This is a genomic window from Parabacteroides sp. Y3-G-102 (assembly GCF_023656845.1).
GTDB classification, from domain to species: Bacteria; Bacteroidota; Bacteroidia; order Bacteroidales; family Tannerellaceae; genus Parabacteroides; species Parabacteroides distasonis.
In genome coordinates this window covers 97,046-120,853 of sequence record NZ_JAMOKU010000012.1, presented here as the reverse complement: position 1 = coordinate 120,853, position 23,808 = coordinate 97,046, and the positions used below count along the sequence as shown (strand labels likewise).

Here is a 23,808-nt window from a genome sequence, read left to right as displayed (position 1 = left end):
TTAATATTCTATCAGCTTTGAGATTCTTAGATTTTCCAAGGAAAGATAAGCCGTTCCCCAGGCCAAGCCCGCCCCAAAACCGGCCATAAGCACATGCCGCCGTCTCGGGAAACTGCCATCATACATGGTATGGACCATGTTCAAGGGAATGGAGGCGGCACTGGTATTGCCAAAATACCCCAAGCTATACGGCACCCTATCCAACGGGAACCTCAATTTCTTGGCGAAGAAATCCGTCATGAAACGGTTGGCCTGGTGGAAATGGATTATATCCACATCTTCGATCCCCATACCTAATACTTTCAATATCTCCTTTATACCCGAGGGAACAACCCGCAAACCAAAATTGAAGACATCCATTCCACGCATGTGCAACTGCTCACCGCTCAGGATATTCCCCTCCTCATCCACTTTTCGCTCAAATCCCTCCGTGCTACTAGGATTCCGGTATCCCCCGTACGGCACGCGGAGCATATCCGAGCCACCCCCATCAGAATGAAGCACGAAACAGGAGGGGCCATACCCATCTCCTTTCTCTATCAACGTGGCGGTACCGGCATCGCCGAACAACGGTGTCGTCACCTTGTCATGATCCGATACGGTCTTGGACATGGTCTCTCCCACCAGCAAAAGGACACGTCCTATCCCATCCTGCGAGGCCAAGGAATAAGCGATGGATAATCCATACACATATCCGGAACAAGCCATGTTGATATCAAACGCCATCACCGTTTTTGGCAAGCCCAAACGATCCTGCAAGGAAGGCGCAGTGGACGGTTGACGGTAATCCGGAGTCTGGGAGATAAAGATCAGAGCACCGATAGAGTCCCTGTCAATGCCATGCTCCGAGAGCAACCGCTCCGCGGCCTTGCTGCAAAGATCGGAGGAACAGACATCCCGCTCCGCTATTCTCCTCTCACGAATACCAATGGAATGGATGGTCTTTTCCAAATCCGCCTTGGGGATCAAATTATCCAGTTCGGAATTCCGTACAACCTTTTGGGGGACACAAGCTGAGACCGAATGAATCCCCACATCTGTATATTTCAGTATCGCCATAGCCTATAAAACCGTAAATCCTCCATCGACAACAAGGTTGGCCCCTATAGTAAATGTACTTGCATCTGACAATAAATAGATTATTGCCCACGCTATCTCCCGGGGATCCGCATAACGTTTCAAAGGATAAAGCTCCATATCTTTATTCAGTTGTTCTTGAGTAATATCATCATTATGTATCAAAGGTGTTTCAGTCATTCCCGGCAAGACAGCATTAACCCGAATTCCTTTAGAAGCCAACTCTATAGACATGTTTCGCATCATCGCAGAAAGAGCTCCTTTTGTTGCTGAATACATAGAGTTTCCAATATGCGCAGTAATCGGGCCATCTATCGAGGACAAAAAAACAATAGATCCCCCTTTCCGTAATAATTTTTTCTTTAATAATAATTGAGATAATACTACTGGTGCAAAAAAGTTTATGTTGAATATATTCTCCAATCGCTCTTTCTTTAAGAATTGAAATAAAACCGTATCACTGATACCTGCCGCATGTACAATACCGTTTAAAACTGGAACTCGCTCTACCAAGAATCGTATCCCATCATCTTCTCCCAAACCAGCCGCAATCACAACGTGCCCCTCTCCTTCTAGTGAACTTAAAGTCTGTTGTAACCGAGCCTCATCACGTCCCGTAATTATAACTCTAGCTCCTAATTTCGAACATTCAATGGCCGTAGCTTTTCCTATACCAGAAGACGCTCCCGTTACCAATATTGTCTTTCCTTCTAATGAATATGGATTATAACTCATAATTATTTATATTTCGACCAAATCACTTATCATTACATTCTCATCCAACTCGAAATAACCGGTTCCCCAAGACAGGCCAACCCCGAAACCACAAACCGCGATCTTACTCCTCCGTGTTCTCAACGAACAGGCTGTCACCAGCGTCAAAGGTATGGAGGCACTACTTGTATTGCCAAAAAGAGGCATGGAGTAAGGCACCTTCTCCTCCGGTAATTTTAATTTCTTCCGGATCTTATTATTCATGAAATAATTAGCTTGGTGCATCACGAAATAATCCAAGGACTCCCAATCCAATGAGAAGCGCTCCATCAACAGGTTGAAACTCTGAGGAGCCTTCGTTATCCCGAACGAGAAAACGCTCATGCCATCCATCTCCGTGTTCAAACGTGTCCTTCGTAAACCTTCCGGAGTCGTATAAACATCCAATGATTGGTTATCAAAAGGATGTCTATAACCCCCATCACGGATAATGATAGCCTCATACCCACTTCCATCTGTAGAAAAATGAAAACGGACAGGCTCATATCCTTCTTGATACTCTAAAGCCGTGGCGGTTCCGGCATCACCAAACAAGGGATAGGCGCTCTTATCCAACGGTGAGGATTGCAAATGGCAGATCTCCCCGGAAAGAAGCAAGCCCTTCTTTATCTGCCCGGAGGACAGCAGGGAAGTGATCACGCTCAAACCATAAACCCAACCCGAGCAGCCCAAGGATATATCCATGGCGTAACAACTCTCAGGTAATCCCAAACGTTCCTGCAAGATGCAAGCCGTAGCCGGCAAGATATAATCCGCTGTTTGAGACACAAACAACAAACACTCGATCTCTGATTTATCCCAACCTAAATCCTTAATAAGGCGTTCAGCCGCTGAGAGGCAAAGATCAGAGGAACAGACCCCGGGATCAGCGATACGCCTCTCCCTAACGGAGGTGGAGGCGATATATTTCTCCGCCTCACCCTCCTCAAAATAGGGATAATCCTGATTGTACTCCACATGTTTCGGAACTCCGGCTGAGATGCCGGAGATCCGTACATTCTTGAATTCCAGAAAAGCCATCAGAGACGGGATTTAACGATTTCGTAAAGATCATTGATCGTTTGCGAATTACGCACATCGTCACCCTTGATCTTCACGTCATACTCCTCATCTATCATGGCGATCACGGACAAGGCCGTCAACGAGGACCACTCTTCCAACTCCTTGAACTTTGTTTCCGGAGTAAACACGCTTGCGTCAGTGTCATCGAACTGATCCGCAAAATTTTGAATGAACTCTTTTATTTCCATAGTGTTATCAACTTTTTAATTAATAAATGAATTAATGAATCTGACAATATATTTCTTTTTAACTTCAATATAGGTTTAGATAAAAAACCATAAGTATAAATAATCGAGGCATCGAACCATGTGAATATATATGTATCATTTCTCCTATTCTCTATTTTTTTGAGAACATAATCACAAATAGTCCATGGGTACAACTTAATAACTACTTTTCTGTCTCCAACATAAATATCATTGAAAGTGAGGTCTTTTAAGATCCTCAACTCTGGCTTAGATGGACAAGAAGCAAAACGAAGTAAAGTAGGCACTCCTATATCCTCGAAAAGAGAAGACAAATCGTATCGCAATAAATCAGACCCCATCACAAAATCCAAGAACCCTTCCGTCAAGCATAATATATATTGATTTTTTTCCTTAAAGGAGTCCGATATAGTATTGGGTGAAAATTCCGGATATATTATCCCATCCTCCTCACGATACCTTAATAGCGTAGAATCATCAGAGGCTGAGAAATAATTCTCCAACACATATACCAACGCAAATAAATTGTATGTGTATTCCGGTTCCCGGATGTAATCCTCAAAATAATACCCGGCCTCATAATCTCCTATACTTGAGATCATATGACGGGTTTCTTTCACTCCCAAGAAAAATGACAAATAAGAAAACGTGTTTTCCTCACGACGCAAGATATAATTAAGCACACGGTTGGTATTACCCTTCCAGCCAATATCCACCATACCCGGATTTTTGCTATTCAAGAATCCCTCTTGTTGTAAATAAGACAGCAACAAGCGCCTAGCTTCTTTCGACTTGTTCAACAAGACCATAGCCAAAGAAGACGTTCTTATTCTATCGTAAAACAGCGATCTCATTTCCGTGCCTAAAGGCTCATCCAACTCATCGGCACTAAATTCATGTATGAACTCACTTTCATCCAAGGTCAACGAAGAAAGTAACTGACGAGGAGTATACCCTACCATGTCAGAAAAAACCAATTCGAACTCATCGTCAGATAAATCATATAAACAAGAGACAAACACCACTTTTCTCGATATATACAGATAGTGAAAATTCATCTCTGGGAACAAGGCTTGCAATCTCAATGCCATCCGATACCAAACGAAACTGTCCCTAGCAAGAAAGAATAATTGATCTACACCCTTATTTCTAGCGTCATGTAAGACCTTATACACAAACAAAAAATAAGGGACTAGCAACACGTTCACAAAAAAATCCAGACGATCCAAACAAGGAAGCGACAGTCGATAAGCCCGAGCTAATCCAGCCAAATAAGACGGTAAATATTTTTTACCGGATGATTGCACACCATTCAACCAAAGATTCTCGTAAGAAGTATAAGGATGATATATCCTCCTTGATCGTATAAACATAGACTTAGGCACATAATAATCACTATATAAATTATCCCCTATATGTACCCACGAACATCTCGTTATATGTTCCTTTCTTTGAACATATCGAAATAAATTTCCCGAATATTTTGTCAAGCCGATCTCTCCAGATACATATATGCTATCTCCTTCTTCCCAAAATCCAAACTGTCGCAACAAAGACCTCAAAAAATCAGAAGGTAAATACATATCCGATATAAACAATATCCGCCCGCTCTTTTTCCGATAGTCTCGAATCAAATCCAACACATGTCGAACCGGAGATAAATTCTCACTCTCCACATCCAGTTCTAACTGCTTAAGTATCGGTATCGTTAGATTTGGAAATGATTCCAAGCAAAGATGACGATAAATATCATCCAAGGTAACATCTTCCTTACCTAATTCTTTTCTCGCCATTTTCTCCGCATTCAAACGAGAATTAACCAGCTCTTTCAGATAAGACAGATCTACCTCACCCAACGCACGGTCAGCCCATAGACGGAACAGATTATCCGGACACCCACACTTCCGGACTAGACAGGTATCAAAAATATCAAAAGAATAGGTCTTTTTCATCTCAAAGAGTCATAAACTTGTTTCAATTGCTCCGCATAGACCTCTTCTGTAAAAGAATTGATTGCTTTCTTCTTCGCCCTATTTTGAATATCAGTTGTATCCATATTCAAGACCTTCTCCATTAAGAAGATTAGTTCTTCATTCGTATTATACAGAAATCCAGTCTTCTCATGTTCTATTAATTCCGCAGTTCCTCCCGAATTCCTACCTATGACAATACAGTCATTTAGCATAGCCTCAGCTGTTACCCGTCCATAAGCCTCATTTTCCGAACACATCAAAAGAGCTCTTGATCTCTTCATTAAACTCTTCACATCATTTCTATAACCTAATAGAACAACTCTATTTGTCAATTTTTCATTAACTATAATATGCTTTATTTTTTTAGTAATTGAAGGAGTTCCTGTTCCCGCCAAATACAATTTAACATCTCTATTTTTAGCAATCTTTGAAAAAGCATACAATGCATCAAACACTCCCTTACTTTTACTCAATATACCACAATAAATAAAATAATTATCTTTATCAGCTCTCTCAAATGATATATTTTTAACAGACTCAACAGCGTCATATATAACTATTGAAGACGAGTCTTTAATAGAAAAATGAAGCTTTACAATATTAGAAACACAAATTACAAATGTTGATTCATTATAATCTTTACATAATTTTTCAAACCCAACAAATGGCCTCATACTAAAATGTAAATCTAACAAATCCCTCAAATGCCATATATGAGGTATATTCATTTTTTTAGCGACTTTAAATCCAACACTAACCCGAGTATTATTAGTATGAATCAAACCAATATTATTTTTTTTAATAAAATCCAATATTATATAATAAGCATACTTATTCAGCACACAATAATAAATCAACCTAAACACATATAAAAAAACACTTAAAACATTATTTTTATAAATATAACTATTATATCTAAATGGTATAATTTTATATGGGATAGACAAACTTTCCAACAGTGCAACAAAAGGGCCACCAGAAGGCAATATAACAAAAACATCCCTTGATATACCTAATCCTTTAATCATATTAATCAACGAGAGGTTTGCGCCATAAACTCCTGCATCATTAACCAAATAAACAATCTTCATACTATAAACTATTTAATTAAAAATGTTTGATATGGATAAATTCCATTATCTCCATAAACACTACTTCCATCATTATCTCTAATAAAAAGCTGAAAAAGTAACACATAAAATAACAATATAGCGTATTTAATACATATATTATTTTTCTTACAAGCAAAATAAAGAGGAATAGCAAAAATTAAAGCTATTCCAAAAACCTCTAAAACCCTACCAAATATATTAATTTTGGCAGCCAAAGCAATCGACAACAAATAACCAATCACCAGATAATACACAGATCCATTTTTATAATCAACCACCAACAAACGTTTTAAAACATAGAAAGGAACTAAGAATTTAAGTATCATACCATATCCCGTATTAAAAATTGTTTCAGAGAAAAAAGAAGTAGCAACATAGCGACCATACCTTGTACCATAAAACCAATCACTATTCAATAGAAACATAAACAAAACATCGAAATAAGAAAGCACAAAAACAGCAACCGAGAATACTAGTAGTATTTTTTTATTTACATCTAACCTATTAACAATAAAAAAAGGAACAAAAAACAAAGCAGAAGTATGAAATAATATAGAAACAGGATATATCATTAAAGATTTTTTTACCTTCCCATTAAAAAGCAAATCAAAAGAAAGCAAAACAATAGATATAGAAATTGCATTTCTTATAGCACTTAAAGAAATCAGATATAACAACAACACATAAAATAAAATTTTTATCGAATAACTTCTTCTAGACAAAAACAATAATGGAAAATAAGAAAGAAAACTAGAAGCAACGAATAAGCTATGTACAGGAAGTCCTATATTTCGCAAGAACACAGTTAATACATAGAATCCATATTCATTCACATCATTCCCATAAACAGAATTAAAATAATCCACATAGTTAGGATAATCAGTTCCTACATTATAACGAATAGCTGCTGGTATAAAAAGAATATTGAAAAGAACAATTCGACATACGATCCGCTGAAATTTTGTTTTTGAGAACTCAGCAAGATATGCTGACAAAAAAGACAGCACTAAAATCATATTATATATCAAATAAGTAAACATATATTACATGTAGTTACACTTTCAATCCAACAACAAAAAGAACAGAATATAACAGTCCAACACAAAATATATAGCATAAAGTAAACGTTCAGTTTTTGAATATTGTTAGTGCTGACCCCTATGGTTATCGACAGCAGATTCTCATAGTCCCTGCAGCCTTTGACGATTTCACGGAAAAATTCCTTTAAGTAACTTAGTGTTTACAAATAAAAGTATTCTAAATCTTCGCTACTATAATACATAAACTTTTAAATTCGTTAGCAACAAACGATAGGGATTTAACTATTGAGCCCTTAATTAAAGGCTTACTGATACCCCCAAAATCTTTTTATTCATTACATCATTAACTCAACACTTGTTTCAAAAAAGAAACTGATTTATCACGCAAAGGAGCCAACAACTCCTCCACCTTATCCCAATCTACAGGGAGATTATAAATCCGTTCAAAATCTCCGGGGACTTTCCAAACGTTATCCGACAAGCTTAGTTTGGAAAGCAAGTTTAATACGCGGCTGTTTCCCTTGGCGTGCGTCCCGGACAGGGGAAAATAAATGAATGGCTTGTGAAAACAAATACAGAAAACCACGCCATGAAAAGAGGTGGTCACCACAAAGCCGGAATACCGGATGAGAGAAAGCCATTCCGGAATAGTAGCATAACGATATTCCACCCCCTCAAACAGCTCCCGACCGGGTAAATACCCACTGGCGGGTGTCACTATCAACGATAGTCCCTCCCTCTCGGCAAACCCTCGAAGTTCCGACCATCGTATATCCTCCTTCTTAGAGATATTGATACTATATATATACATGTAAGGAGAAAACTTTCCCGGTATATCTTCCATGAGAGAAAGATAATCGTCCTTCGAGAGCAACAATGTCGGATCAAGGACATGTACCGCCTCTTTTCCGGCTGCTTGGCAGATAGAAACCCCGCTTTCCTCTCGTACGGACAGGGCATCGAATCGAGACAATCGTCCGGAAAGTTCCGCTTGAAGCCCCGAAGGACATTTATCCACTCCGAAACTAGCCGCATAAGCGATACGCCTTACCCTATCTCCCCCAAAATCCAGCCAAAAGGCACGGCTGTCTTTCCACCTCAATAATACGGGATGCCAAATCTGGTCGCTCCCCCCTATATATACATCCGCAACGGGAGGATCCAGACGTAACTCTTTTAATGTACCGTAAATCCGTTGAGTCTGATTGATATGGTTGTCCCTAAACTCCTCAAAACGGCGCACTTTATTCTTAACCCTATTAACAGCTTCCATACGCCTGACTTCCCGATGTCTCCACCAACCAAGAAGTGGATATATGAGAGCTGTCTTCACCATAATCTTCAACCACTTCCTCCAAACGGATTCTTTATAGAGGTAACGTATTAAGAACGGCTCATGCCCAAGCTTTTTTAAATAACGTTGCAAAGCCCAGCATTGTAATTGCTGACCGTAATTATCATCGCTTTGCCAAAACGTAACGATTCCTATTCTCATTTGTTCATCGATTTATCTTCTTCCTTATAGTCGAGTAAGGAGGGTGGAAGTCCCTCTCCTTACTCGAGCAACTAGTAGCCTAACAGGATACTGAATTTTCTGCCAAGACAATATTCTATAATCCATGCGGTTAAACATATCGTAACGAGCATCGTAATAAAATACAGAATGAACGGACATTCTGGATAATAATACTTTATCAATGGATCTAAGACTAAACGCAACGGTATCATGTGCCATACGTACAACGACATAGAGTGTTCACCAAAATATACGAATAATGATATGCGTGGAAGTTTCTTGAAAACAAACCATAATATATAAATTCCCGATATGGAGAATACTAAATTCAAAATGTAGTATCCCTTTACCTGCCCTAACGAGACAAACATTAAATACTGTGGATCAAATGTCATAATTAGTACGTAGAGAACACAAGCCAATATAAAATACCAAACCCTAAATATAGAGTATTTCATTGAAGCTTTACGAAACATATATCCCCCATAAAAATAGACAATACCCAAGCTAACATTCGAACTATTAAAAACACATGGGAGTATTTTACTATCAACAAAAGAATATAGGTAACAAAGCAAAATAAAGACAAACAGCCTTTTGCCTGAAAGCCTTCTATTCACTATGAAGAATATAACATTCACTAAAAACAGTGACGAAAGAAACCACAAAGCATCATTTGAACGTAAACATCCTAATGGAAGAACGAACGTGAAAGGCTCAAGCCATTTCACCCCCCCTGTATTAATATTTGTTAATAAATAATCCTTACAATAAACAAAGGGCAAAGAAATGACAGACCATGTTATCAGCGGTATGATAAACTTCTTAACCTTACTCCTAATATACTTCATCTCATTTCCATTCTCAGGGCTTTTGAAGAAAAAGCCGCTAAAAAAATAAAAAGAGGACATAAAAAAACTTAGGGCATTAAAATAGAATTCGGATGCGGCACCTTTTGCATCAAAAAAACCATATATTATAAAAATATGCAGGACGAACATATGCAATAAGCATACACCTTTTACCGAATCAATAGAATAGTCTCTCACCATTGTTCTTGGATTTTAATCATACATAACAACGAATATGAACATTCAAAAACACATTCTTTCAATTAATACACTTTACGGATATCCAATAGCCAATCAGTACGTTCAAATCAAGACACCCCCATCTACAGGGATTATATAGCCAACAATTTGCCTTGCTTCGCCACTAGTGAGAAAGAGAGCGGTTTTAGCTATTTCCTCGGGCATTGTAAAACGTTTACTCGGCTGTCCTTGGAAATAAGCGTTGTCTTCAAAGTTCCTATTATGAGGCAACGCAGGATTGGAGGTCAGGCATGTGCCAGGCGCAATACCATTCACCACGATATCATAAGCAATAAGTTTTCTTGCGATTCCACCAGTCAAGCTATGAGCGCCCCACTTGGCCACGGCATAAGGGTCGAAAAGTCTTTGGTAGCCGGCGATAGAGGTAATGTTGAGTATATTCCCCTTGATTTTATTGTCAATCATATACAGCCCTTCCATTTGGCACATCAAAAACATACTTTTCGTATTGATATCATATGTCCTGTCCAGTACTTCCGCGGTATATGCATTCCACGGTTCATACTTAGACATACCACCTCCTACATTGTTCACGAATATGTCGATTCTACCCATCATGGAAACGGCTTCATCGAACTTCTGCTTATAAGAGTCAAAATCCAAGGCGTCCCATACCAACGTATGAAGCTTGGCATTACTTTCGGAAAGCTGGAAGTTTGACAGTTTTTCTTTACTTCTTCCAGTCACTATAACCTCAGCACCCTCTGCCAAGTACGCCTTAGCCATAGCTCTGCCCAATCCCTCGCTACCGCCAGAAATAAATACTTTCTTATTGGTATATCTCGCATCAGGATTGGTAAATGTAACAGAGACATATTTTACTCCCCCATGTTTAAGGAATTTCAAGAAATTCACGATGTAAGACTTTATTCCCATAATTACTTATTATCTATTTTATCCATTATGTACTTAGTGAATAGTAGGGCTCCTCTCTTGTTAAGATAATAGCAGTTGCGAAACAAGGATTTGTCATCCGAAAATCCAGGCTCTTCCATACAGTCGAAGTACCATGTCTCCCCCCCGTTGGCTTCTGTAATGAAAGAGTCTATCAGTTGCTCTTTGGCAACAGAGGGAAATTTACGGCACAAAGATCTATGCATAGGTGGTATGACCAGGACCAACCTTAACTTCTCCTCTTTGCAATATTCAATCATATCCTTTAACATAGATATAGTCCTATCATATACCGTTCTATGACTCTCTACGAATTTATCATTCAAGTTATTGATATTAAACTGAATAGTCCATCCCTTTATCCAATTCTCAGCATCACGCTCCAGTTGCCTATCTCCCATTATCACTTCTTTGGGCGGAAGGATACGTGTCTTAATGTCACGGATAAATTCCACCAATGGGTATATAGATATAGGGCTATTTTTATATCCCTTTATTTTACTATTCCGGATATAGTGTCCACCGGGAATCGTTCGATAGTCCAAAAAACTATAGCAACGGTCTTCTATGTAATCCACCGCTCCACTGATCGACGTAAACGGACAAAGCGGATAAAACACAATAGCATTATCCTTTAGAAACTTGCGGTATCGCTTGAGTATCAAAAAGTCGCCTACCATCGTCTGCGGCGCCACAGCCCAGTTCATTCCCTTACATCCCATATCGCTGTAATCGAAATCATATACGCCGGAACTGCTGCCTAGATTCACAACGTCCAATGGCTCCTCTTTCATTTCCCAAAATTTCACGCAATCTTTGAAAAGGACCTCGTTGTACCAATGAGAAGACTTAATGAATGTATTGATTTTGTTCTTTATATAATGTTTCATGAGATCTTCTGTATTAACAAATTCTCTGATCATTGTTTAGTCTTGCTCATCTTAGTCTGAATCCAACTGACTATTTTTTTTCTTTCGGCACGTGTTATTCCTACGTATAAGATAAGAATCATCAATACGACCTCTGTAAGCAAGGATAGAATAATGAACCTCTGCCATCCATCCTCCATCAAATATACGATGGCCGTAGGCACAATTACAGAACAGGCACCAACTAAGACACATGGGAGAACAGCGCCAACTAAAAGTTCACGTATGTTGAAATGTACATAAGAATAGACAATGAAATAAGCATCAATCATAACAGTTATATTAATGATGACGAGAACTATGAACACCGCATAGGCAGGAGCACCCATTTTCAATATGGCATAACTAATAGGCAAGGACAATATCATTATGGTTCCATTGAGCGAATTCCCCAGCTTCATCTTGCCGATAGCGTGAAAGGCCATAATCATGGACGCACGGAAAACCTCGGCAAGACTGAGTAAAAGTATGATCAAAGTGAATACATACGTATCAGGAGGAGTGGCTTTGCCCAGCCATAAGTTTAATATGAACCTCAACTCAAAACAGATGGGCAAGATTAATGCCAACATCAAGAAGAACGAATAACGTGCGGACTTAAACGTAAGTGAGTACATCCTCTCATAATTGTGTTCGGCAAAACTTTTAATTACCTGCGGCCTCGTGGCCATAAGAAAATTAATCACAAAATGGTTGACAGCCGTTTGGATTTGATAAGCCACCGCACGTGCCGCGTTGACCATGGGACCGAAAAATAAGTTGAGAAGGATATTAATACCTTGCCCTTGGCTTATTGATGCCAATCCGCCAAACATCTCCCACCCTGAATAAGCCAGCTGCCTTTTATATAAAGTCTTATCCGTAATCCATCTGAAACGGCACTCCTGATAACGCCGATACGTATAAAACCTATAAAAAAACTGAATCAAAAAAGTATTCAGCATTAACAACAAAGCATAAAACACCAAGTCATCCATGGGAGATAAGGAAAGGAGGTAAGCGATAGCTAATCGCGAAAACGCATCATATAAGCCTACATAGGCATAAATAGACATATTTTCATGGGCTATCAGTGAAGCATTGTAAGGTACTTGGGTGAAGTTAACCATCACCGTAACAATAGAAAACTGATAGACCCACCACGCAGCCGATAGTCGTTCCACCGGTATAACCATTTTCTCGTAAAAGAACCAGAGGCCTATAGTCTCAGCCAACAGCAAGACAATAAAAGCCACAGCCATATGCAAATTCAATGAAACCGAGAAAGTTCTCTTCAGCATCTCTGCGTTCTTCATTCCCAATTCGTAAGCCAGAAAACGACTGGTTGATGAAGACAGGGCACCGTTAAGCACTCCTATTACGGCCACAATTCCACCTACCGCATTATAAATACCGTAATCCTCTACACCAAGCGTTTGAAGTATCACACGGGAAGTAAATATGCTTACCCCCATGACAAGTAACATACGCACATATAGAAAAAGTGTATTTTTTGCTATACGCTTATTTGTTGAAGATACTTCCTGACTCATTTCAGACTGCCCCTTTTATTTAAATAGCATTCACACGATTATCATTCGTTCACCCCGTTCTTCTGCAGCAGCCTCACAATACTATCCAGGCTGTCAAAATTTTCGGGAATGATGTCAATACCATCAATGACGATATCATATTCGGTGTCGAGAGTATCGACCAGCGTCACTATATCGAAGGAATCGAGCATACCTTCCTCTATAAAGTTTACAGGCTCGCTGAAATCGAATTCGGGACGTAACTCACTCAAAATCGAAATAATTTTCTCTCTCATAATCTTTTTCTCCTTTAATCTTGGCAATTATATACCCTTATTTATTTCTAATTAATACATAATCATAAAGTCTCTCTACTTCAAAGCCGTAATGACGGTAACGTTTAATGGCATTTTCATTACTAGCTATCACCCAAAAGAGTTGACGCTTGGTGGCGTGACCAGCTCGCATAAATTCATTGAACAATCGGGAACCAATCTTTAAATCCCGGTATTCGGGCAAGACAAACCAATAACGCAGATATAAGGTCTGCCCGTTCAATTCAAAGATAACGAATCCATACACCTTACCTGCTTCCTTATATACAAGAACGCTCTTCTGCGATATAAAATACAGTATTTCCTCATAACTGGGCAACTGTTCGGACAAAGGATCAAAGTAAGAGTGAAGCATATCTAACACCACTTGAGCATCGACATCTTCCGCAAAGCAAACATTGGGGGTATCGATCTCTTTAAATTCCAGAGTTCCGATACGATTCATACGGTAGAGCTGCTCATACACGCTGAAGCCTTGCTCTACAAACACATCTTTCAAATCCACGATCTTTGCATCACCTACAATGTCCACGACCATTTGCTCGGCAAATATTGGCAGAAAGGCTTTCAAGTTTTCTGCCAACTGTTGTGAGGTTGTGGTAATGAAGAACAGATTGTTGACCGAGTTAGTCAGATGGAGCAAAAAATAGCAGTCAGGGAAGGATACGTAAAAGAGTTCCCCTTTCTCTATCCATAGAGAGTGCTTCTTCCTATCCAAGAAGAAATTGGTCAGATAGCCCTTACGCAAAGAACGAATATCGCTCACAAAGGCATTAATCTTATCAAGTGAATCTATCTTATCCATTGACTTGGTTGTTATAGAACAGGCGGTCAATCTTACCGTTCGTATTACGTCGCAACTCATCGAGATGATGATACACAGTGGGCAGCATATATTTCGGTAACTCCTGTCCTATACGTTTACGAAACTCTGCCGGAGTGATCTCCTCTGGCGATTCATAGAACAGGGTGATCTCTTTCTTGGAGAAGTTATAAACCACACATCCGTTCTTCACCAGCTTGAGCTTGTTGATGATGATGTGCTCTATCTCGCCCAACTCGGTACGATAGCCCATATGCTTAATCAGCGTATCCTTTCTGCCTTTGAAAACGATCTCACCACGCTCGTTGATAACCACAACATCGCCCGTGCGATAGATTGTTTCAGGATAAGCATGGTTCAGAGGATTCTGCACAAAGGCAGACGCAGTCTTTTCGGGATTGTTGTAATAGCCCATAGCCAACGAAGTGCCACGTACACAGAGTTCACCTTCTTTGCCGGCTTCTGTCACCAGCTTGTTGTCCGCATCCAGAATAAGGATATCCGTGTTGCGGCAAGGGAATCCGATGGGAATAGACTCCTCGTCCTTAATTTCCCGGTTGACGATGAAACAGGTACAATCAAGCGTAATCTCGATAGGACCATACAGATTGGCAAACGTCGTCTGAGGCAACATCTTGCGCCAGTAGTTGAACTGCTTGGTAGGAAATACCTCGCCTGCAAACCATACAGTCTTTAATGCGGGCAACTGAATGGAGGAAAGTAAGTCCATATTGGCTATGTTCACCATAATGGTGGGTACCCAGAACAAGAAAGTAACCTTGTGTTCCTCTAATATTTTCAGAATAGAAGCAGGGAAGGCCGACAAGTGTTCGGGAATGACAACAAGGGTACTTGACTTGGCCATCAGCATGCACAACTCGAAGCTGTAGATATCAAACACCAATGGTGACAAGGAGCCCATCAGTTCGTTATCGTCAAATTTGAACGTATCCAACGCCCATTCGGTAAAATCAAAGAAACTCTTATGGTTAAGTACCACTCCCTTGGGTGTTCCCGTAGAGCCGGAAGTGTTGATGATACACAACGGGTCGGTGTCAATCAACTTCCCAAGATTGGTGAAAATAGCGGATTCGTCCACCTGTTGTGTAAAGTCCATCCCGTCTAAATTAATCACTTGAACATCGGACGGAATGACACTGACGATACTTTTCATGTATTGGTTATTGGTGATGATGACACCGGGGCAAACCAAATCCAAGATGTTCTTGAGACGTTCCGCAGGGTACCTCACATCCAAATTCATATAAAAATTACCAGAATAAATAATCGCCAAATCCGCATACACACTCTCGATACTCTTGTTCAAGAACACAGCCGCAGGGCGCTTGATACATCCGATGGCAGAGGCAAGCACCAAAGCCTTTCCACGAAGTTCGGAAAAGGTTATGGTACGGTCACGGTCTATCACCGCAGTCTTTTGAGGACATCGCTGTACGCTCTCCTCAAAGTACTCAATGAGATTAATCTTCATCATAACTATCTAATAAATATTTTTCGATTCTTACGAGTAATGGATCGGTCACTGTTTATTCAGCGGTTCATAGAAATGAGTTTTGGAAAGATCTAGAGCAACACTTCCACACGTAAGGCCAGCGCCATAGGAACAAAAAACGGCATGCCTCGGACGGTTTGCCTTGTTCAATCCATAAAGATCACATAACAAATTGGGGATAGTGGAGCTACTTGAGTTACCAAAGTCCTTCATGTTCACTGGAAATTTCTCTTGACTTGACTTCAATGCCATTCTAACATTCTTAATAATCAACTGACTGGATTGATGCAACGCATATATATCCACATCAGAATCCTCCCATTTCATCAAATCCATCACAGCGCGAATGCTTTTAGGACCGTTCACTATACTAAATGAGAAAACCCCCATTCCATCTTGGCATATATATCCACCATGGGGCATCATGATCCGATCGTATCTCGCACCATCTGAACAGAGATGGAAGGCCATGCCAGTTGTTCCTTTTGAAATCAGTGAAGCAGTACCTATATCGCTCGCATCAATACTACCAACAGCTTTAGGGTCAAGACAATTCTTCAGCATATCACCTCCAAGAACTAAAACGTTCTGACACAATCCACTATGTATCCACATGGCTGCTTGCATCAAACCATAGATATAACCGGTACAACCATAATTAATATCCAAGCAAACGGTCTCATTCTTCAATCCTAATTTATGCTGGAGATAGACAGAAGTATCAGGGAGCGCCCAATCACGAGTCACAGTCAATACAACCAAGCCGTCTATGCTCTCTCTGTCGATGTTATCCTTACTGATTAGATATTCGGCAGCGTTGAAGCACAAATCGGATGATTTCTGATTCGCATCGGTTCTGTAAACCCATTCAACTCCTGTTGTACGGATAACATCTCTTGTCTCTTTTTCACCATATTGCTCGGCGAAAGAAGACAAGGGAATCTTATTACTCGGTAACCAGCTTGCAATACTGCGGATAGAGACATCAGGTATGATTGTTTTCATGCCTTTCTTTCTTTTACGATATTGAAAAGATCTTCTATTGTATCGGCATTACGCACGTCTTGAGTATCTAATTCCACCCCATATTCCTGATATACCATCGCCACGACACTAAGACTTGTCAGCGATGACCAACTATCCAGTTCATGAAAATCCAAATCAGCTTCAAAAATAGCAGGATCTTCCTCTTCGAATTGGGAAACAAATTTGCCAATAAAATCTTTTAATTCCATATATCAAGTATTTTTTATCTAAGCCTTCCAAAGAATATTTTTCTCCACCACCACGGCGGGATCGCCTTTCACTATACTGAAAGCAGGTATGTGACCGGAAACCACCGAACGAGCAGAGATTATGGCACCTGGTTCGATTACCGCCCCAGGCATCACCGTACAGCTTTCTGTTAACCATACATGCTCTTTGATGGTGACGGGAGAGGAAATTTTATAGCCGCGAATAGATATAAAGTGTTCCCCGTTGTTATCGCGGATAGTGACATTACGTCCACATCCGGTATGCCGTCCGATAGAAATATTGTCAGCGCATATGATCGTCAAGCCAATATTCGCACCTAAACCACCTCCTATTTCCAAAGTAGCGTTCCTGAACACCTCAATGTCGGCACCATACGCAACACTATAAGGTTCATATTTAATCTCCATCCTCCCTCCGTTCTCAATCAAGAGCCTGCTGTCCAGGCGAGATCCTTTGACACGCTTACTTCCGAAATAGAAGGGCGCATTCAATATCAGTTGTGCTTTAGACTCTAGAACTATAGTGCAATACTTATTTATGATGAAGAATTTTCCTTCCAAAACATTTCCTTTTACTTGGCCGCAAAAGAAGTTATATCGAAAGTTTTTTTCCCATGTGCCAAGACTCCATCCAGAGGCTTTTTTTACGCTAAATAAGAAACGGGCTACGTTCTTGAGCTTTTCCTTGACGCTAACCCCCTTCTTCCCAAAATGGGGCAAGTACTTCTTGATACAGGCATCCAGTGATTCATTGAGGATAGCATAGAACGCATCCCTGTCATGACTAGAATGGCACAAAGGCTTCATTAAATGGTAATTTCCTGCTATGGCCTTGTCTAGAGGGAAGTCCTGCTTTTTCAGCATTTTTATATTCTGTATCAAGTCAGCGCCTTTTTTGCTATGTACAAAGACTACGGACGTTCCCAAATCATTGTCAAGCTCTTTAGGTATATACTTTTTATCAGCCCATAAATCACCAATGGTAATGTCTGTAGCTCTAGGGAAACCCTTGAAGGGGCATTCAAAACAACTCGGCCGACATACCTCAGGAACGACATAATTCAGAATACGCCACGGATTGTTCTCCAACGTTTGATATTCGACATCTCTATTTTCAAAGAGAATTTTAAAAGTATGCTTACGCCATCCCAACTCCTTGTTTTTAGCTTTAAAATAGACAACCTTTGAATGATGCTTGTTTTCCAGATATTCTATGTACTTCCGGAAAAGCAATGGCGAGGCTATACCCCTACAGATATAATCCACCAAAATCAAGTTGTCATAAGTTTTGTGCAGGAAGCCGCGCAGGGCTGCCATCTGACATGGACCTCCACAAACAAGCACGGGCTTGCCAGTCTTCAAGGCTTCACGAACAGCGATATAAAATCCATCGAAACGGCTCTGAAGGTATTTGCTAGAGCGCAAACGAGGCAAGTCGGTCTTATCTGCTGAAAGGAACTGAGACACAGACCAGTCTTCATTATAGACCGCACCACCCACGTAGCCGCCTTGCTTGTAAACGTATTCGGCAAGGGCTGTGAACGCTCCACCAGAAGTGCTGTCGAAACGTACCTCGATATTCTTATGTATGGCGGCATAGCAAACAGGAATCTCAAAATCATTTTTCTTTAGCTCTTCAGAGTGCAGATTGGGGCAGACCTTTTCACAAAGACCACAATCTGTACATTTATTTTTATCAACTTCCGGGTACCAAAATCCCTCTATATCGGTCTTGAAAGTAATAGCCTTATGGGTACATACATCACCACAAGCATTGCAGCCACAGCATTTACTTTTATCTGTAATTTGAATCATTTATAATATAAACATTAAATATTAAAGGTCGAGTAAGGAGAGGGACTTTCACCCTTCCTTCTCACGGAACCGTCTTAACAGGCTTCCATCACACGGCTCTTCGTGCTTAACTCATTTGTTATTTGTTTATAATTCAATTGACATTCTTCATGTAGAGCCTATATTCACATGTTCAGTTTATCTCCTTGTCACTTACCTTGCCAACTTTGCAGAAGGCTTTCATTTGTCGCTCACTACCTATCAGTTTACCTCTAAACAGCACACAGTGATTTGTATCAATAGCTGCATATCGAATACGGTAGGCCTACTACTGTCTTTTTGTAGATATAGTTGACTCTCAAAAGTATCTGTAATAGGATGTTTGGGCGACCTTTCCACTCATACTTTCTAACTCAATAAAGGTAACCCCTCCACCTCGCCGGCGTGCCACTCTTGGTAGTCCATGAGGGAGAGTCTGGGTACAGTCAATTGCTTGTAATCCTTGTCATCTCTTCGCAAGATGTGCTTGCGGGCATACGAGCGGAGCGAACGATCCGTCACGGAGACCATCACCACTGGAAACGGGTAGCCGAACAAGCGCATCGGCGTAACCTCGCTGTCCGGGAACGCACGGCGCAACTGATAGGCCGAGTACTCAAATGCCACCCAGTAAGGACCTGTGCAATACAAGTGGATAGAGGCGGTATTCGTACGCTCGCAACTCATGATATCATTCAAATGCTCGTTCAGCAACCTCACCAAACGAACGCCGGAAGGAAGGGAAGACATGGTTTGAATTATGAATTTTGAATTATGATTTAAACTGTCAACTGTCACTTGTCAACTGTCACTTGTCAACTGTCAACTCGTTCGTGTTTCAGCCAGCGATCGTAATCGTCCAGCCGGCGGATCAACACCGCCTTGCTTTTCTTGGGCGAGGACTCACCCCGCCACGGATCCACCACCTCATGCGCCATCTGCCGGTAGAGACTGCTGTCCGTGCAACCGTAGAGTGTCACCAGCAACAAGGCACGGGATTGCGCCGCCTTTACCACCGGGAGCATACTTCGCATCGTGGCAAGCAAGCGCACGAACTCATCTTCCTCGCCCAACAGCTTGTAGGCAGGAAGGAGCGACGAGTAAATCTTGCAACGCATCACGTCCGTCTCCGCACAAAGGGAACCGTAGGATCTCAACACCTCACGGGCAAAACGAGTATCATCCTCAGATACACTGCCGGAGGTGTGGTAACGACCCAAGGCATCGTGCAAGCCCTCCCGCAGGCGGTCGTTGTCCAGATGAGTATAGACGTGCTTGCCCTTGGTGTTCAGCTCGATCAGCTCATACTCGCCCGGCTTCACCTCCAACAAGGGGACCCACATGCAATCGAGGATACGGGCCATCACATCTTTATGCCCGCCACCCGGCTGGATCACCACCTCCGCCTCCATTCCGGCGAAATAGCCGGACGTGATACGCACACGGTCACCCTTCAGCAAGCGGCCGCTGTCCGGAACGTACACCGGAAGCTCGTTGGAATAAGATTCCGCCACCCAACGTAAATTTCCCATCTCGTCATCCGAGAGGTAAGGGAAATGGGTCATACCCCCAGAAGAAACCCGGGGAAGAAAATTGTACAGGGGGAGCGTACGCTTCATGCGGAAGATTTCCTCTACCGAGGAGCGAATAAACACGTAGTTGAACAGCAAGGGCCGCTTCGTGTTGACCATCTTGCCATCCACCTTCCTTACCTCCACATACGAGGGGGCGAAATACTCGAACAACGTCTCCCCACGACGCTTGCGCCGGGAAAGCTCGGCATCCAAGCTTTTCGCAGGGCTGATCTTGTCACGTCGTGCCACACCCGTAGTAGGAAGCGTGAGCACGTACCAGCGTACAGTCTTCAGGTCATGACGCTTGCCAACCTGCGCCGTACCCCTCTCCGAGCAACCGTCTCTCAAAACATTCATCATTATGATTATCTTTTCCTAAGATTATATCAGGATCTCCACTCAAGCCTCACGACAATTCAAAGCCTTACCAAGAGCGCCCTATTTACTCCTGATAAACAATACTTTATATTTTTAAAAATGGCTTTTCTGAAAATCACCATCGGTTGAAATATTAGGCTACTTGGGAAGTAGCGTAAAAGGTTGGAAAATGGTTATCACCCAGTTGTAGAGACGGGGCGTGCCCCGTCTCCCACCGTCTGACAGTAATTTTGAATACCATTTTGAGGGGATGAGACGGGGCACGCCCTGTCTCTACAAGAATGTAGGTTCGATTTTTAGAAGGGACGTGATGATGTAGGAAATACGAGATCATTTCGTCTCTATTGCCATGTCTATACACTAGGAATAAGAACGAAGATTTAAGGAGAATCAAAATCAAAGCACAAACTTAACCTAATGATTGTTTGTTATTTGTTATTTTTTATTACTTTTGCGCCATGAAAGAATACAGCTACTTCCCAAGTAGCCTCATCCCACCTCTGGTATATAATTATATACATTCTCAAAGCAAGACTTATTTACCACCGCCATTTTCTCCAAGGAGAAACTTCTTAAATAAATCTGGGTTGTCTTGATGGATTTATGGCCTAATAACTCGCTGATCATCTCAATGGGGACATTTTGTTCCTTCAATGCCATGGCAAAAGAATGACGGATCGTGTAAGAAGTCACATCCGGGGCTATTCCGGCAACCTCCTTCAACGTCTTCAAATTCCGGTTGAACCGGGACAAGGCCGCATTGTATTCGAGATATTCCTCATGGCCGTTCTTCGTCCCACTTAAAAAGGGAAATAAGTACCCCGAGTTTCCTGCCCTCTCACCTACCAGTTCCTTATACATAGCCTCCGCTGTATCCAAAACCTCCAGCCGCATCGAAGTCCCGGTCTTCTGGCGATTGTAATCCAATATGCCGTTCTTGATATTATCTCTATTCAAATGAGCGAAATCAACGAACGACATTCCCCCGTATTGAAACATCAAGCAAAGCGCCAGCTGTGTCTTCCTCAACGTCTCTCCTTTTACCGGAACAGTCATCAGACGATTCAAATCCCCCAGAGGCAAGGATTTCTTACGTTGGCTTTCCACACCCGTAAAAACCCCCTTGAATAAAGAAGGGATAAACGCCGCCTCGCCATTCTCCACCGCCTTGTTATAGATACAACGCAAACGGCGGATATACGTGGAGACCGTATTACGCATGCAGCCTTTCTCCAACAAATAAGCCTCGTACCGGCGAAGAGTATCCTTATTTATATATGTATATGGGATACGATCCGTCCCGCTATACCGTATAAAAGAGTTCATCGCATCCTGATAACTTTTCGCCGAGGAATACCGTCCTTCCTTTTGTAACAGACTTATATACTCTCGCATCCCTTCCACCAAATCTTTCTCATCCATATCTCTCTATTTTAAATTCCAACTGAAAACAAACACGCAAAGTTAGACATCTTGACGATTACTAATTCACAAACAAGCATTTACAATTAAAACATCTTCATATATTCTTTTCACAGTAAAGAGTCATTTATTTCATAGTTATGACTTTTTATTTCATAGTTATGATTTTTCCAAATCATAACTATGAAATTTTCAATACAAAAAAACATATAAAAACGTGGATCTAAATCTATCGTCCGGAAATGCCACAACTACGAATTTCTCAGTTCAGACAGGATAGAAATTTCAAATTAAAAGTTAAAGCACAGGTTGTCGAAAAAATAAAAACCCTAAAATATGAACGTTTTCAAACTTTTTAGAGGCTCTCTATGTTTATTATGAGATAAAAATAAAAACCTATGCGATTTAAACTAATAGGCCTCATCTGTCTTATAATGCAGTGTAATTTATCTTGCACTCAACACATTATAAACAAAGAAACCGTCCAGACTTTGGATTTACACCGCTATATGGGGAAATGGTTTGAAATAGCACGCTTTGATCATCGCTTTGAGCATAATCTCGTAGGGGCTACCGTGGAATACTCATTTCTCCCGAATGGAGATATAGAAGTTGTTAACAGCGGATATTGGGGTAATTTTTCCGGTTCCTTCAAACGAGCGAAAGGTATAGCCAAAATAACAGATCCTACGTGTCCTAGTAAATTAAAAGTGTGTTTCTTTATGCGGTTCTACGCCGAGTACAACATTATGGAAATTGACGAGGATAATTACTCATACGCTCTCGTAGGCAGTAATACCTCAGACTATTTATGGCTACTTAGTCGTACGCCTACACTCCCAGAAGAGGCTATTCTCTTTTTATTGACTAAGGCCAAAGAAAGAGGATATAACACATCAATGCTCAAATGGGTCAAACAAAAACATGAAAATCAAAAATAATTTCTTCAAATTTCGCTATAAGCATTGAAAATATTCAACTTATGGCTAATTTTGTTGTTATAATATAAAAAGCGTTGTTTTATGAAAAAAATATTACAAGAGTTTAAGCAGTTCGCCATGCGAGGTAACGTAGTGGACATGGCGGTAGGTATCATTATCGGTGGTGCCTTTGGAAAGATCGTATCTTCTATCGTAGCGGATCTGATCATGCCGGCGGTAGGTTTACTTGTAGGTGGCGTCAATTTCACGGATTTAAAAATCACCTTGAAGCACGCTGTAATGGAGGGAGACAAGGTGATCTCTCCGGCGGTCTCCATTAACTACGGAAATTTCATACAAGTGACACTGGATTTTATAATCATTGCTTTCGCCGTCTTTTTACTTGTCAAAGGCGTTAATGCTTTAAGCAAGAAGAAGGAAGAAGCCCCGAAAGCTCCGGTCGCTCCCCCTGCGGATATCCAATTACTTACCGAGATTAGGGATTTACTGAAAAATAACAAATAAACACCAACCTTATCGGTTGACTT

At 41.0% G+C, this 23,808-nt stretch carries 23 protein-coding genes; 2 read left to right on the top strand and 21 right to left on the bottom strand.

What is annotated here, in order from left to right:
• From NBH16_RS08150 to NBH16_RS08050, 21 genes are all read right to left on the bottom strand, one after another.
• Positions 1–1,059, bottom strand: coding sequence for a 3-oxoacyl-ACP synthase III family protein (locus tag NBH16_RS08150; protein ID WP_192922603.1), 1,059 nt, complete (start codon positions 1,057–1,059; stop codon positions 1–3).
• Positions 1,060–1,062: 3 nt separating this feature from the next.
• On the bottom strand, positions 1,063–1,812 hold the full coding sequence (locus NBH16_RS08145; RefSeq protein ID WP_121773479.1) for an SDR family NAD(P)-dependent oxidoreductase: 750 nt from the start codon (positions 1,810–1,812) through the stop codon (positions 1,063–1,065).
• Between the two features lie 6 nt (positions 1,813–1,818).
• Complete coding sequence (locus tag NBH16_RS08140; protein WP_192922604.1) at positions 1,819–2,871, bottom strand: 3-oxoacyl-ACP synthase III family protein; 1,053 nt, start codon at positions 2,869–2,871, stop codon at positions 1,819–1,821.
• Positions 2,871–3,101 (bottom strand): acyl carrier protein, encoded by a 231-nt coding sequence (locus NBH16_RS08135; protein WP_057325855.1) that lies wholly within the window; start codon positions 3,099–3,101, stop codon positions 2,871–2,873. Before NBH16_RS08135 ends, NBH16_RS08140 begins: the two co-directional genes overlap by 1 nt.
• A complete protein-coding gene (locus NBH16_RS08130; RefSeq protein ID WP_158533084.1) occupies positions 3,092–5,071 on the bottom strand; it encodes a hypothetical protein in 1,980 nt (659 codons plus the stop codon). Before NBH16_RS08130 ends, NBH16_RS08135 begins: the two co-directional genes overlap by 10 nt.
• On the bottom strand, positions 5,068–6,183 hold the full coding sequence (locus NBH16_RS08125; protein WP_158533085.1) for a glycosyltransferase: 1,116 nt from the start codon (positions 6,181–6,183) through the stop codon (positions 5,068–5,070). Before NBH16_RS08125 ends, NBH16_RS08130 begins: the two co-directional genes overlap by 4 nt.
• Positions 6,184–6,191: 8 nt before the next feature.
• Positions 6,192–7,220, bottom strand: coding sequence for an EpsG family protein (locus NBH16_RS08120; RefSeq protein WP_192922605.1), 1,029 nt, complete (start codon positions 7,218–7,220; stop codon positions 6,192–6,194).
• A 367-nt stretch (positions 7,221–7,587) separates the two neighbouring features.
• Positions 7,588–8,739, bottom strand: a complete 1,152-nt coding sequence (locus NBH16_RS08115) for a polysaccharide pyruvyl transferase family protein (protein ID WP_158533087.1) — start codon at positions 8,737–8,739, stop codon at positions 7,588–7,590.
• A gap of 71 nt (positions 8,740–8,810) precedes the next feature.
• Positions 8,811–9,761, bottom strand: a complete 951-nt coding sequence (locus NBH16_RS08110; protein ID WP_229036883.1) for an acyltransferase family protein — start codon at positions 9,759–9,761, stop codon at positions 8,811–8,813.
• Between the two features lie 153 nt (positions 9,762–9,914).
• On the bottom strand, positions 9,915–10,748 hold the full coding sequence (locus tag NBH16_RS08105) for an SDR family NAD(P)-dependent oxidoreductase (RefSeq protein ID WP_158533090.1): 834 nt from the start codon (positions 10,746–10,748) through the stop codon (positions 9,915–9,917).
• A 2-nt stretch (positions 10,749–10,750) separates the two neighbouring features.
• Entirely contained in the window at positions 10,751–11,656 is a 906-nt protein-coding gene (locus NBH16_RS08100; protein ID WP_005859204.1) for a hypothetical protein, read from the bottom strand.
• A 29-nt stretch (positions 11,657–11,685) separates the two neighbouring features.
• Positions 11,686–13,149 (bottom strand): MATE family efflux transporter, encoded by a 1,464-nt coding sequence (locus NBH16_RS08095; protein WP_227157558.1) that lies wholly within the window; start codon positions 13,147–13,149, stop codon positions 11,686–11,688.
• A 119-nt stretch (positions 13,150–13,268) separates the two neighbouring features.
• Positions 13,269–13,502: a hypothetical protein gene (locus NBH16_RS08090; RefSeq protein WP_008779271.1), complete on the bottom strand. Its 234-nt coding sequence runs from the start codon at positions 13,500–13,502 to the stop codon at positions 13,269–13,271.
• Positions 13,503–13,539: 37 nt separating this feature from the next.
• Entirely contained in the window at positions 13,540–14,346 is an 807-nt protein-coding gene (locus tag NBH16_RS08085) for a GNAT family N-acetyltransferase (protein ID WP_158533092.1), read from the bottom strand.
• Positions 14,339–15,859 carry an amino acid adenylation domain-containing protein gene (locus NBH16_RS08080; RefSeq protein ID WP_227154296.1) on the bottom strand — a complete coding sequence of 507 codons (1,521 nt, stop codon included), beginning with the start codon at positions 15,857–15,859 and terminating at the stop codon, positions 14,339–14,341. The genes NBH16_RS08085 and NBH16_RS08080 overlap by 8 nt, the downstream gene beginning before the upstream one ends.
• 45 nt (positions 15,860–15,904) lie before the next feature.
• Positions 15,905–16,882, bottom strand: a complete 978-nt coding sequence (locus NBH16_RS08075; RefSeq protein WP_158533093.1) for a 3-oxoacyl-ACP synthase III family protein — start codon at positions 16,880–16,882, stop codon at positions 15,905–15,907.
• Positions 16,879–17,112 carry an acyl carrier protein gene (locus NBH16_RS08070; protein ID WP_005859218.1) on the bottom strand — a complete coding sequence of 78 codons (234 nt, stop codon included), beginning with the start codon at positions 17,110–17,112 and terminating at the stop codon, positions 16,879–16,881. Before NBH16_RS08070 ends, NBH16_RS08075 begins: the two co-directional genes overlap by 4 nt.
• Positions 17,113–17,130: 18 nt before the next feature.
• Positions 17,131–18,948 (bottom strand): Coenzyme F420 hydrogenase/dehydrogenase, beta subunit C-terminal domain, encoded by a 1,818-nt coding sequence (locus tag NBH16_RS08065; protein ID WP_158533095.1) that lies wholly within the window; start codon positions 18,946–18,948, stop codon positions 17,131–17,133.
• Between the two features lie 387 nt (positions 18,949–19,335).
• Positions 19,336–19,716 carry a hypothetical protein gene (locus NBH16_RS08060; protein ID WP_158533096.1) on the bottom strand — a complete coding sequence of 127 codons (381 nt, stop codon included), beginning with the start codon at positions 19,714–19,716 and terminating at the stop codon, positions 19,336–19,338.
• A 65-nt stretch (positions 19,717–19,781) separates the two neighbouring features.
• Entirely contained in the window at positions 19,782–20,900 is a 1,119-nt protein-coding gene (gene nusG / locus NBH16_RS08055; protein WP_195284181.1) for a transcription termination/antitermination protein NusG, read from the bottom strand.
• A gap of 507 nt (positions 20,901–21,407) precedes the next feature.
• On the bottom strand, positions 21,408–22,340 hold the full coding sequence (locus NBH16_RS08050) for a tyrosine-type recombinase/integrase (protein WP_217773415.1): 933 nt from the start codon (positions 22,338–22,340) through the stop codon (positions 21,408–21,410).
• Positions 22,341–22,738: 398 nt separating this feature from the next.
• Between NBH16_RS08050 and NBH16_RS08045 the strand changes: the two genes are divergently transcribed.
• Positions 22,739–23,281: a lipocalin family protein gene (locus tag NBH16_RS08045; RefSeq protein ID WP_005855331.1), complete on the top strand. Its 543-nt coding sequence runs from the start codon at positions 22,739–22,741 to the stop codon at positions 23,279–23,281.
• An 81-nt stretch (positions 23,282–23,362) separates the two neighbouring features.
• Positions 23,363–23,785 (top strand): large-conductance mechanosensitive channel protein MscL, encoded by a 423-nt coding sequence (gene mscL, locus NBH16_RS08040; protein WP_005855329.1) that lies wholly within the window; start codon positions 23,363–23,365, stop codon positions 23,783–23,785.
• Positions 23,786–23,808: the final 23 nt, after the last annotated feature.